The organism is Pectobacterium versatile (genome assembly GCF_020166435.1).
GTDB lineage: Bacteria > Pseudomonadota > Gammaproteobacteria > Enterobacterales > Enterobacteriaceae > Pectobacterium > Pectobacterium versatile.
The window spans coordinates 68,676-81,168 of sequence record NZ_JAINZP010000011.1; the positions used below are offsets into that span (position 1 = coordinate 68,676).

Below are 12,493 nucleotides of genomic sequence, written 5' to 3' on the forward strand. Positions count from 1 at the left end.
CGAATTAAAAAGGGAGTCAGAAGCATGGCGCAGATTGGTATTTTTGTTGGTACAGTCTACGGGAATGCATTGCTGGTGGCCGAAGAAGCCGAAAATATCCTCAAGGATCGTGGCCATGAGGTTAAGGTCTTTGAAGACGCGACGCTGGAATCCTGGCTGGACTACCGCGAGCAGACGGTTTTAGTTGTCACGTCGACGACGGGACAAGGCCAGTTGCCTGATTCTATTGTTCCGCTTTACGCTGCACTGCGTGAAAAAGGCGGTTACCAGCCCGCGCTGCGCTATGGCGTGATTGCGCTGGGTGACAGCAGTTATCCGAACTTCTGCGCGGGCGGCCATCTGTTCGATGCCTTATTGCAGGAAATCGGTGCTAAGCGCCTGGGCGATGTTTTGGACGTTGATGCCGTCGAACATCCTGAGCCGGAAGTGATTTCATGCCCGTGGGTTGAAGCATGGGCTGATTTGGTTGACGCGCAGTGATGCTGTGCTGAAATGAGAAACGGGAGCCTGTCGCGCTCCCGTTTTCGTTGCGGCCTGTTGAGACAATCGCGCTTAGCGATTCTTGGTCAGCTTCTCTAAATCCGCTTCGATTTCGGTAATTTTGTTGGAAACCACGCTTTCCAGATGACGCAGGTCGTCAAGGATTTTGCGTTTCAGATCGACTTCAACCTGCTCCTGTTGGCAAATTTTGTCTAGTTCATCAATCACATAGCGAAGATTTGGGCTGATCTCATTGATCTCTTTGTAGCCCTGGCCAGTGTTGTCGGCCACGATGGTTTTACGCTGGCGTGGATATTTAAATTTCACGCTTTTAGCAAAAAACTCGCCTTTATCCTTGCGAAAATAGATCTTCAGGATGTCGTTATTTGCTTCCTGACGCAGGCTATAGCGATCGATATCATCGGGATTGGTAATGCCCAGGCTTTTTAGATTGTCATACATAGCGTCACCTTCTCGGTAAAAAAACGGCGGGTTGATTAACCCGCCGTTTCTAGTTTAGTCGATGGAGCGTAATAACTCATTGATACCCACTTTACCGCGGGTTTTTGCATCCACTTTCTTCACAATGATTGCGCAGTACATGCTGTGGCTGCCATCTTTGGACGGCAGGTTGCCGGAAACCACAACGGAGCCAGCCGGGACGTGACCATAGTGAATTTCACCGGTTTCACGATCGTAAATACGGGTGCTTTGGCTGATGAACACGCCCATGGAGATGACGGAACCTTCCTCAACGACAACGCCTTCCACGACTTCAGAACGCGCACCGATGAAGCAGTTATCTTCAATGATGGTTGGGTTAGCCTGTAACGGCTCCAGAACACCACCGATGCCGACGCCGCCAGACAGGTGAACATTTTTACCAATCTGAGCACAAGAACCTACGGTTACCCACGTATCCACCATCGTGCCTTCATCAACGTAAGCGCCGATGTTGACGTAAGATGGCATCAGCACAGTATTACGTGCGATATAGGCACCTCGACGCACGCTGGCCGGCGGGGCAACGCGCACGCCTTCACGCTGGAAACGCGCTTCATCATAGTCAGCGAATTTCATTGGTACTTTGTCGAAAAAGCGTGTTTCTCCGCCTTCGATAAGTTGGTTATCGTTAATACGGAAAGAGAGCAGCACGGCTTTCTTCAGCCACTGATGGGTAACCCACTGTCCATCGATTTTCTCTGCAACGCGCAGGGCGCCGCTATCCAGCAGGTTGATAGCCTGATTGACGGCTTCACGCGTGACGGTGTCTGCGTTTGCCGGAGTGATTTCAGCGCGGCGCTCGAAAGCCGTCTCAATGATGTTCTGTAATTGTTGGTGCATCCTGATTTCTCTTTCCTGATTGTAAAAATTAACTCAATGATACTTTATCGTTTGGGTTAAGGGCTTCTGTCAACCGTTCTTGCAATTTAAGGCGTAAATCCGGCTTTAATGCCCGTCTGTCGCTGTCGGCCAGAATGAAAAGATCCTCTACCCGCTCGCCGATCGTGGAAATGCGTGCGCCGTGTAGCGACAGGTTGAGATCGGCAAAAATCTCACCGATTCGTGCCAGCAGCCCCGGTTGATCGAGTGCGCTGAGCTCCATGTAGCTACGTCTGTCCGTGTGTGTCGGCAGAAAGTTGACTTCGGTTGGCACGCTGAAATGACGCAGCTTGGGCGACGGTCGGCGTACGCGCGGGTGTTGGTAATGTCGGTGCGTCAGCGACTGCTCCAGCGCATGGCGTATCATTTCATGCCGATCCTGCGCCAGCGGGCTGCCGTCCGGTTCCAGCACGATGAACGTATCCATCGCCATGCCGTCGCGGCTGGTAAAGATCTGCGCGTCGTGCACACTAAGGTTGCGTCGATCTAACTCACCGGCGACCGCCGCGAACAGATAAGGCCTGTCTGGGCTCCAGATAAAGATCTCCGTGCCGCCGCGGCTAGCCTGGTGGCTAATCAATACCAGCGGTTTGTTGGCACCATGTTCCAGTAGATGACGTGCGTGCCAGGCAAGCTGGTTTGGCGAGTGGCGCAGGAAATAATCGGCTCGACAGCGGCTCCAGATGTGGTGCAGCGCTTCTTCGTCAATGTTGTCCATGCGCAGTAGCGCGAGCGCCTGCAACCGATGGTGGCGGACGCGTTCGCGTAAATCCGGCGTATTTTGCATGCCGCGGCGCAGCTGCTTCTCGGTAGCGAAATAGAGCTCACGCAACAGGCTCTGCTTCCAACTGTTCCACAGCGTTTCATTGGTGGCACAGATATCCGCAACCGTCAGGCTGACCAGATAGCGCAGGCGGGTTTCACTCTGTACTTCGGTAGCAAATTGCTGAATGACGGTGGGATCCTGAATGTCGCGACGCTGTGCGGTGACAGACATCAGCAGATGGCAGCGCACCAGCCAGGAAACCAACTGAGCTTCGCGCGAGTTCAGCCCGTGCAGTGCGGCAAACTCCAGTACATCCTGCGCGCCCAGCTCAGAGTGATCGCCTCCTCTGCCTTTCGCGATATCGTGGAACAATGCAGCCAGCAGCAATAATTCGGGCTGGGGCAGGCGAGGGTAGAGCTCTACGCACAGCGGATGCTGGGGGCGCGTATCCTCATCGGCAAAGCTTTCCAGCTTGAGTAGAACGCGGATCGTGTGCTCATCCACCGTATAGGCGTGAAACAGATCGAACTGCATCTGACCGACGATGTTTCCCCACAGCGGCATATACGCCCACAGCACGCTGTGGCGGTGCATTTGCAATAGCGCACGGCTTACCGCATGCGGATGGCGCAGAATATTCATGAACAACTGGCGCGCTTCTGGGATGGTGCAAAGCGGGCTGGTGAGATGGCGACGAGCATGGCGCAGCTGGCGCAACGTGGTGGAGTAAATGCCGCTGATGTCACGGTTGCGTACCATCAGGTAGAACATGCGCATGATGGCTTCCGGTTTTTTGATAAACAGGTTTTCATCGCGCAGGTCTAGCAGGTTGCCGCGTAGCTGAAATTCATCGTCAATCGGGCGAGGTTTTTCACTCGCATCCAACGCCAGAATCGCTTCGTCAAAGAGTTGCAACAGCATCTGGTTCAACTCGCTGACGCGACGCGTCATACGGTAGAAATCCTTCATCATGCGCTCGACTGGCGTGTTGCCTTCGCCCTGATATTGCAGCAACTGTGAGACGTTCAACTGCCTGTCGAATAGCAGCCGGTTGTCGTAACGCGGTAGGATCAGATGCAGAGCGAAGCGGATGCGCCACAAAAAGCTTTGGCATTCGTTAAGCTCTTTACGCTCAGCCTCGGTCAGAAAGCCGAAACCCACCATTTCATTGAGTGAAGTCGCGCCGAAGTGGCGTCTCGCCACCCACAGCAGCGTGTGAATGTCGCGTAGCCCGCCCGGACTGCTCTTGATGTCGGGTTCCAGATTGTAGCTGGTACTGTGATAGCGCTGATGGCGTTCCTGCTGTTCGGCGATTTTTGCCGGGAAAAACGTGTCTGACGGCCAAAATTCATCACTGAATATGTTTTTTTGCAGCGAGAGAAACAGGGCGACGTCGCCGCATATCATGCGGGATTCGATCAGGTTGGTCGCGACGGAAATATCTGCGCGTCCTTCCTGTAAGCACTCTTCCAGCGTTCTGACGCTATGGCCGACTTCCAGCTTCAAATCCCACAGTAGGGTGATGAATTGGCCGACACGCTGGGAATGTTCTTCACTCAACGCCGTCTGGCTTAGTACCAGCACATCGATATCGGAAAGTGGGTGCAGCTCACCTCGGCCATATCCGCCAACTGCCACGAGTGAAGCTTGGGCGATATTTTCAAAGCCGTGGAAGTACCACAGCCGCTGCAACAGGCGATCGATGAACAAGGTTCTGGCATCAATCAGTTTTTCTGCGCTGACGCCGGAACGGAATTCTGAACCGAGCCAAAGCTGAAACAGTTCCAACTGCTGTTTTAACGTCTGACAATTCAGCATGTCATCAGCATAGGTCAGCGGTGAGGCGGGCAACTGTACTGGAGCAATGGGGCTGTTTGATGAGGACGCGTCAGGTGGCGTACTGTCTGGCGAAAATCGGTTATCTGTCATAGCGCAGCCTATAAAAAAACGCAGAGCGCGTTTTTCAACGTCGCTTGCGACGGCCCGTAGGGGGGCGTGCTTTCCGCACGCCATAAAAAAGCCGGCGTCTGCCGGCTTAGTGTTTACTGTTCATGCGTGATGATGTTGGGGATGGTGTCATCCTTTCGCAACGTCATTATTTCGCAGCCGTTATCGGTTACCACAATAGTATGCTCGTACTGCGCCGACAAGCTGCGATCTTTGGTTTTTACCGTCCAGCCGTCTTTCATCGTACGGATGCGGAAATCACCAGCATTGAGCATAGGCTCGATCGTGAATGCCATACCCGCTTGCAGCACTACGCCACCGTCATCTGCATCATAGTGCAGAACCTGTGGCTCTTCGTGGAAGCCTTTGCCGATGCCGTGACCACAATACTCACGCACCACGGAGAAGTTATTCCCTTCCGCAAACTGCTGGATCGCTTTACCCAACGTGCGCAGGCGAATGCCCGGCTTAACCATTTTCAGCGCCAGATAAAGGCTTTCCTGCGTGATGCGGCAGAGGCGCTCGCCCAGAATAGTCGGATTGCCAGCGATAAACATTTTTGACGTATCGCCGTGGAAGCCGTCTTTGATCACGGTGACGTCGATGTTGACGATATCACCGTCTTTCAAAATACGTTCTTCGCTAGGGATGCCGTGACACACCACTTCATTGATAGAGATGCAGACGGATTTCGGGAAGCCGTGATAGCCCAGGCTGGCAGAAATGGCCTGCTGTTTATTGGTGATGTGATCGTGACAGATTCTGTCTAATTCGGCGGTACTAACGCCTGGCACCACGTGAGGTTCGATGATTTCCAGGACTTCGGCAGCCAGACGTCCAGCTACGCGCATTTTTTCGATGTCTTCAGGAGTTTTAATTGAAATTGCCATTGATGATTGTCCGCAGGTGCCAGAGTGAGCACGAGAATATAAGTTCGATAACTAATAACTTATGTTATCAGCCCTGCCGCTAGCTTGCCAAATTATCATTCTGATTGGTGGACCATTGAATAACAAATGTTGGTGTCTAGGGGGGATTTATGGTATAAAGCGCGCCGATGATCCGGCTGGATATCGTTATGCGGTATTCAACCACATCAACTGAACTCACTTTGTGTAAATAACACACACATGTCGGCACGTTCGCCGGGGTGCTCCTGAGGTGTTTCACCGGATGGGGTCGGCGCAATGGGACATGTGGAGGCATAACCCCATACTTAATCAATAGAGGTAATCATGGCAACTGTTTCCATGCGCGATATGCTCAAGGCTGGCGTACACTTTGGTCACCAGACCCGTTACTGGAACCCGAAAATGAAGCCATTCATCTTCGGTGCACGTAACAAAGTTCACATCATCAACCTTGAAAAAACGGTACCAATGTTCAACGACGCTTTGGCTGAGCTGGGCAAAATTGCTTCTCGCAAAGGCAAAATTCTGTTCGTTGGTACCAAGCGCGCAGCAAGCGAAGCGGTAAAAGATGCGGCCAACAACTGCGATCAGTTCTACGTGAACCATCGTTGGTTGGGCGGTATGCTGACTAACTGGAAAACCGTTCGTCAGTCCATCAAGCGTTTGAAAGATCTGGAAACCCAATCTCAAGACGGCACGTTCGACAAGCTGACCAAAAAAGAGGCGCTGATGCGCACTCGTGAACTGGACAAGCTGGAAAACAGCCTGGGCGGTATCAAGGATATGGGCGGTCTGCCAGACGCGCTGTTCGTTATCGACGCCGATCACGAGCACATCGCAATCAAAGAAGCTAACAACCTGGGTATTCCAGTATTCTCAGTGGTTGATACCAACTCCGATCCAGATGGCGTTGACTTCATCATCCCTGGTAACGATGACGCAATCCGTGCAGTTAACCTGTACCTGAGCGCTGTTGCTACTGCTGTCCGCGAAGGCCGTTCTCAAGATCTGGCTGTGCAGGCAGAAGAAGGCTTAGTAGAAGCTGAATAATAAGTCTGGCTCGTTGAGCCCTTATTAACCAGGTAGTACTAGTTTGGTTAGGGGCCTTTTTATGGCCCCTTTTTCACTTTTAAAGCTGTTTGGGTCGTGACGACCAGGCAGAACAAATCTTCCGAGGATTTTAGAATGGCTGAAATTACCGCATCCCTGGTAAAAGAGCTGCGTGAGCGTACCGCTGCGGGCATGATGGAATGTAAGAAGGCGCTGGTTGAAGCTAATGGCGACATCGAGCTTGCAATCGAAAACATGCGTAAATCCGGCGCGATTAAAGCGGCGAAAAAAGCAGGTAATGTTGCCGCTGATGGCGTGATCAAGACTAAGATCGACGGTAACTACGCTGTGATCCTGGAAGTTAACTGCCAGACCGACTTCGTTGCTAAAGACGGTGGTTTCCAGGCGTTTGCTGACAAAGTGCTGGATGCTGCTGTTGCAGGCAAAATCACTGATGTTGACGTGCTGAAAGCACAGTTCGAAGAAGAGCGTGTCGCGCTGGTTGCGAAAATCGGTGAGAACATCAATATTCGCCGCGTTTCTGCTCTGGAAGGCGAAGTTCTGGGTAACTACCAACACGGTGCGCGCATCGGTGTTCTGGTTGCTGCTAAAGGCGCTGACGAAGAGCTGGTTAAACACCTGGCTATGCACGTTGCCGCAAGCAAGCCTGAATTCGTTAAGCCAGAAGACGTGTCTGCTGAAGTGGTAGAGAAAGAATACCAGGTTCAGTTGGAAATCGCGATGCAGTCTGGTAAGCCGAAAGAAATCGCAGAGAAAATGGTTGAAGGCCGTATGAAGAAATTCACCGGCGAAGTTTCTCTGACTGGTCAGCCTTTCGTTATGGATCCAGCCAAGTCTGTTGGCCAACTGCTGAAAGAGCACAACGCTGACGTGACTAACTTCATCCGTTTCGAAGTGGGTGAAGGTATTGAAAAAGTTGAGACTGACTTTGCTGCTGAAGTTGCAGCGATGAGCAAGCAGTCTTAATAGCAAAAAAAGAGCCGCCAGTTGGCGGTTCCTTTTTATCCAGCCCAAAGAGTTTTAGTACGCTTGGTTTCCTGCATTCAGATAGGGGCCGGGTGGAACAGTTTTGATTTTTACAACCCCCCAATACGACGACAGCCTGTAGGATAAGAACACCATGGCAACCAATGCAAAACCCGTCTATCAACGAATCCTGCTGAAGCTCAGTGGCGAAGCTTTACAGGGAACTGAAGGTTTTGGTATCGATGCGAGCATTCTGGATCGCATGGCTCAGGAAGTGAAAGAACTGGTTGAGTTAGGCATTCAGGTCGGTGTGGTTATCGGCGGTGGTAACCTGTTTCGTGGCGCGGGTCTGGCTAAAGCGGGTATGAACCGCGTTGTGGGCGACCACATGGGAATGCTGGCGACCGTCATGAATGGTCTGGCAATGCGTGATGCGTTGCACCGTGCCTATGTGAACGCTCGCCTGATGTCTGCCATTCCCCTGAATGGCGTTTGTGACAATTACAGTTGGGCAGAAGCGATTAGCCTGCTGCGTAATAACCGCGTAGTGATTTTCTCCGCTGGAACAGGCAACCCTTTCTTCACCACGGATTCAGCGGCTTGCCTGCGCGGCATTGAGATTGAAGCTGATGTCGTATTGAAAGCGACAAAAGTCGATGGCGTCTATTCTGCCGATCCGGTACAAGATCCTTCAGCGACGATGTACGAAACGCTAACCTATCAAGACGTGTTAGAACGTGAGCTGAAAGTGATGGATCTTGCCGCGTTTACGCTGGCACGCGACCATAATTTGCCGATCCGTGTTTTCAACATGAACAAACCTGGCGCGCTGCGTCGCGTTGTCATGGGTGAAAAAGAAGGGACGTTGATTAGTCAGTAATAACGGCTAATCCCGATTATAGGGTAATATATTCTCAGTATTGCTCTATACGCCAGCCGCGCGCTGGCATTAATTATTCACTGGGCTATGTACTGACATGGCCTGCCAGGCAACCAGTTTTCAAGGGTTCACAACGTGACTAATGAAATCAGAAAAGATGCTGAAACGCGCATGGACAAATGTGTTGAAGCGTTTAAAAATCAGATCAGCAAAATCCGTACCGGCCGTGCATCGCCTAGCATTCTCGATGGCATTCAGGTTGAATATTATGGCAGCGCAACGCCACTGCGTCAGCTTGCTAACGTTGTTGTAGAAGATTCCCGCACGCTGGCGATTTCGGTATTCGATCGTTCACTTGGTCCGGCAGTTGAAAAAGCGATCATGGCTTCCGACCTCGGCCTGAACCCGTCTTCTGCAGGCACCGTAATCCGTGTTCCGTTGCCACCGCTGACGGAGGAGCGCCGTAAAGACCTGATCAAAGTGGTTCGTGGCGAAGCAGAGCAGGGTCGTATCTCTGTACGTAACGTGCGCCGTGATGCGAACGACAAACTGAAAGCGCTGCTGAAAGATAAAGTGATCAGTGAAGATGAAGAACGTCGTGCTCAGGACGACGTGCAGAAACTGACTGATAACTTCATTAAGAAAGTAGACGTTGCTCTGGCAGAAAAAGAAGCGGAGCTGATGGAGTTCTAATCAGCCTGTTGGATAGTGCGTCGCAGGGAACTTGTGGTTTTTCCCCTCTTTTCCAGCGGCGCTTTATTTTTATACTCGTCATTCTTCAAGTTGCATGTGCGTTAGCCGCGTTCAGCCACCCGAATTACTTACTTGAGTAAGCTCATCGGGATGCCTTCTCTCGCCGCCTTCCTAAAACTTGAATTATTTAGAGTATTACAATGGTCATGCAAGGAATGGGCGAAGGCTAGCCCCTCTGGGTAGTAAACAATTTTTGCTGTGTATATGCCTGCAGTTATCGTGACTGTGATCGATAGCAGAGATATATCATGGTAATCGCCTCAGACTCGTGTACCTTCCTGTCATCAAATCCGGTTATTCAGAGCATTTTTAATGAAGCAACTGACAATTCTTGGTTCCACTGGCTCTATTGGCGTCAGTTCTCTGGCAGTAATTAAAGCCAACCCCGATAAATTTGCTGTACGCGCGCTATCTGCTGGGCACAACGTCAAGTTGATGCTAGAGCAGTGCCTCACTTTCCAACCCGCTTATGCCTCAATGGCTGATGAAGCTTCAGCAACCGCCCTGCGCCAGCAGTTGGCGGAATATGGTTGTAAAACGGAAGTGCTGGCGGGAGTTCAGGCCGCGTGTGACCTTGCTGCATTAGATGGCGTTGATCAGGTAATGGCCGCGATTGTGGGGGCTGCTGGATTATTGCCGACGCTGGCAGCAATCCATGCCGGAAAACAGGTCTTGTTGGCGAACAAAGAATCACTGGTTACCTGCGGACGCCTCTTTATGGACGCTGTGGCGAAAAGCGGCGCACAGCTTTTACCGATTGATAGCGAACATAATGCGATTTTTCAGAGTTTACCTGAGCAAATTCAGCGTCAATTAGGCTACGCTTCATTGTCGCAACATGGGGTCGAGCGTATCGTTCTGACTGGGTCCGGTGGGCCGTTTCGTGAAACACCGGTGTCGGCACTGGCGGACATGACGCCGGATCAGGCGTGCGCGCATCCAAACTGGTCAATGGGGCGCAAAATTTCGGTTGATTCTGCCACGATGATGAACAAGGGGCTGGAGTATATCGAAGCGCGCTGGCTGTTTAATGCTTCTGCCGAACAGATGGAAGTCATTATTCATCCGCAGTCGGTGATTCACTCGATGGTACGTTACCGTGATGGCAGCGTTCTGGCGCAGTTGGGAACGCCCGATATGCGTACGCCGATTGCTCATGCAATGGCGTATCCTGAACGTGTGACATCGGGTGCAAAAGCGTTAGATTTTTGCCAGATTGGCGCGCTGACATTTTTAGCCCCAGACTATGCACGCTATCCTTGTTTACAGCTCGCGATTGATGCCTGTAATCATGGTCAGTCGGCCACCACGGCACTGAACGCTGCGAATGAAATTGCGGTAGCGGCATTTTTGCAGTCGCAAATCCGCTTTACGGATATTGCAACGGTAAATCGGAATGTTATTGAACAACTTACATTATCAGAACCCACCAGCGTCGATGATGTTCTGTTTATTGACCGTTGGGCCAGACAGGTCGCAACACAGACCCTGACACGTTACGCGTGATAGCGCCGTGGCACAATTTGTTCATGTGCGGTGGAGGTGGTATAGTCTGCGCCACTCAATGGTTGATTATGCGAAAGTTGTTTAATCGACCGAGAAGCTAAGCCGTGATCGTTCACGGCTTTTTTTGCGCTAACGGGATCTGATGTTACGGAAGAACTGTTGTATTTCTTGCTTGAGGAAATAAGTACGCGTTATGCCGTCCGATAATCAAAAAAATACTAACGATCTGCCACCCGCAGGGCCGCGGCATGTTGCCATTATCATGGATGGTAATGGTCGCTGGGCGAAAAGCCGAGGGAAAATGCGGATTTTTGGCCATCAGGCTGGCGTAAAGGCTGTGCGACGTTCGGTCAGTTTTGCAGTGAGCCAGGGGTTGGATGCACTGACACTTTACGCATTTAGCAGTGAAAACTGGAACCGTCCAGCGCAGGAAGTTTCCGCACTCATGGAACTGTTTGTTAGAGCGCTGGACAGCGAAGTGAAAAGCCTGCACAAGCACAATGTTCGCTTGCGGGTCATTGGCGATATCGGCCGCTTCAGTCCGCGTTTGCAAGAGCGAATCCGCCGTTCAGAAACACTGACAGAAAAGAATCAGGGGCTCACATTGAATATTGCCGCGAATTATGGCGGCCGTTGGGATATTATTCAGGGAGTACGGCAACTTGCAGAGCAGGTACAGGAAGGTATTCTGCGCCCTGATAGCATTAATGAAGCGTCATTATGTCAGTACATCTGTCTGAATGATCTGGCTCCGGTTGATTTAGTGATCAGAACCGGTGGAGAACACCGCATCAGTAATTTTCTTCTGTGGCAAATTGCTTACGCTGAACTTTACTTTACTGATGTCCTCTGGCCTGATTTCGATGAACAAGTCTTTGAAGGTGCGCTGAATGCTTTTGCACAACGCGAGCGCCGCTTCGGGGGAACAACACCTATCGATGCTGATGCATCCTAGGGGGAACTTTTGCTGAAGTATCGCCTGATTACTGCTTTTATTTTGATCCCAATTGTTATTGCGGCACTGTTCTTGCTGCCTCCTTTAGGATTCACGCTCGTTACGTTAGCTGTTTGTATGCTGGCAGCGTGGGAATGGGGTCAATTGGCTGGTTTTGCCTCTTCTGGCCAACGTCTGTGGCTTGCAATCCTGTGTGGTTTCTTGCTGGCACTGATGCTGTTATCACTCCCAGCTTACCATTATTCCGTCCATATTCCGCAAATCAGTATTGCACTCTGGTCATCGTTGGTGTGGTGGGGGGGGGCGCTGCTGTTGGTTCTGTTCTATCCGGCTTCAGCCTCATTTTGGCGCTATTCACGCGCATTGCGGCTTGTGTTTGGTATCATGACGATCGTGCCGTTTTTCTGGGGCATGGTTGCACTTCGTCATTACAATTACGCCATTAATCCATTCGCCGGTGCCTGGTGGCTGCTGTACGTCATGTTGCTGGTGTGGGGAGCGGACAGCGGCGCCTACATGTTTGGTAAACTGTTTGGTAAACGCAAGCTCGCACCAAAAGTTTCACCGGGTAAAACTTGGGAAGGTTTTCTTGGTGGGCTAGCGACTTCAGCGCTTATCTCTGTACTGTTTAGCCTTTATGTGCCATTAACGGTAGCGCCCTCGACGTTGCTGATTTGTTCTATCGCCGCCGCACTGGCTTCGGTGCTTGGAGATTTGACGGAAAGTATGTTCAAACGCGAGGCGGGCATCAAAGACAGTAGCCATTTGATTCCGGGGCACGGTGGTGTGCTCGATCGTATCGATAGCCTGACCGCTGCGGTTCCTGTGTTTTCTTGCCTGATGCTGCTGTTGTTTAAAGTAGCTTAAAATAAAGC

At 51.4% G+C, this 12,493-nt stretch carries 12 protein-coding genes; 8 read left to right on the plus strand and 4 right to left on the minus strand.

Annotated elements, in window-relative coordinates:
* The first annotated feature begins 24 nt into the window (after positions 1–24).
* Positions 25–480 (plus strand): flavodoxin, encoded by a 456-nt coding sequence (locus K7X24_RS14030; RefSeq protein WP_039510960.1) that lies wholly within the window; start codon positions 25–27, stop codon positions 478–480.
* Positions 481–552: 72 nt separating this feature from the next.
* On the opposite strand, the gene K7X24_RS14035 is transcribed toward K7X24_RS14030, so the two are convergent.
* From K7X24_RS14035 to map, 4 genes are all read right to left on the minus strand, one after another.
* Complete coding sequence (locus K7X24_RS14035) at positions 553–942, minus strand: DUF3461 family protein (protein ID WP_180742176.1); 390 nt, start codon at positions 940–942, stop codon at positions 553–555.
* A gap of 54 nt (positions 943–996) precedes the next feature.
* A complete protein-coding gene (gene dapD, locus K7X24_RS14040; RefSeq protein WP_224555396.1) occupies positions 997–1,824 on the minus strand; it encodes a 2,3,4,5-tetrahydropyridine-2,6-dicarboxylate N-succinyltransferase in 828 nt (275 codons plus the stop codon).
* Between the two features lie 28 nt (positions 1,825–1,852).
* The gene (glnD, locus tag K7X24_RS14045; RefSeq protein WP_224555397.1) at positions 1,853–4,558 is read right to left on the minus strand and encodes a bifunctional uridylyltransferase/uridylyl-removing protein GlnD; all 2,706 of its coding nucleotides are present in this window, start codon (positions 4,556–4,558) and stop codon (positions 1,853–1,855) included.
* A gap of 113 nt (positions 4,559–4,671) precedes the next feature.
* On the minus strand, positions 4,672–5,466 hold the full coding sequence (gene map, locus K7X24_RS14050) for a type I methionyl aminopeptidase (RefSeq protein ID WP_224555398.1): 795 nt from the start codon (positions 5,464–5,466) through the stop codon (positions 4,672–4,674).
* A 345-nt stretch (positions 5,467–5,811) separates the two neighbouring features.
* Between map and rpsB the strand changes: the two genes are divergently transcribed.
* The 7 genes from rpsB to cdsA all read left to right on the plus strand — a co-directional run bounded on the left by rpsB (position 5,812) and on the right by cdsA (position 12,485).
* Complete coding sequence (rpsB, locus tag K7X24_RS14055) at positions 5,812–6,537, plus strand: 30S ribosomal protein S2 (protein ID WP_039483864.1); 726 nt, start codon at positions 5,812–5,814, stop codon at positions 6,535–6,537.
* A 135-nt stretch (positions 6,538–6,672) separates the two neighbouring features.
* Positions 6,673–7,524 (plus strand): translation elongation factor Ts, encoded by an 852-nt coding sequence (tsf, locus tag K7X24_RS14060; protein WP_010296401.1) that lies wholly within the window; start codon positions 6,673–6,675, stop codon positions 7,522–7,524.
* 154 nt (positions 7,525–7,678) lie between these two features.
* Positions 7,679–8,404 (plus strand): UMP kinase, encoded by a 726-nt coding sequence (gene pyrH, locus K7X24_RS14065; RefSeq protein ID WP_005975910.1) that lies wholly within the window; start codon positions 7,679–7,681, stop codon positions 8,402–8,404.
* A 135-nt stretch (positions 8,405–8,539) separates the two neighbouring features.
* Positions 8,540–9,097, plus strand: coding sequence for a ribosome recycling factor (gene frr, locus K7X24_RS14070; RefSeq protein WP_224555399.1), 558 nt, complete (start codon positions 8,540–8,542; stop codon positions 9,095–9,097).
* Between the two features lie 372 nt (positions 9,098–9,469).
* On the plus strand, positions 9,470–10,663 hold the full coding sequence (gene ispC / locus K7X24_RS14075; protein ID WP_224555400.1) for a 1-deoxy-D-xylulose-5-phosphate reductoisomerase: 1,194 nt from the start codon (positions 9,470–9,472) through the stop codon (positions 10,661–10,663).
* Between the two features lie 193 nt (positions 10,664–10,856).
* On the plus strand, positions 10,857–11,618 hold the full coding sequence (ispU, locus tag K7X24_RS14080) for a (2E,6E)-farnesyl-diphosphate-specific ditrans,polycis-undecaprenyl-diphosphate synthase (protein WP_224555401.1): 762 nt from the start codon (positions 10,857–10,859) through the stop codon (positions 11,616–11,618).
* 9 nt (positions 11,619–11,627) lie between these two features.
* On the plus strand, positions 11,628–12,485 hold the full coding sequence (gene cdsA / locus K7X24_RS14085) for a phosphatidate cytidylyltransferase (RefSeq protein WP_224555402.1): 858 nt from the start codon (positions 11,628–11,630) through the stop codon (positions 12,483–12,485).
* The last annotated feature ends 8 nt before the right edge of the window (positions 12,486–12,493 follow it).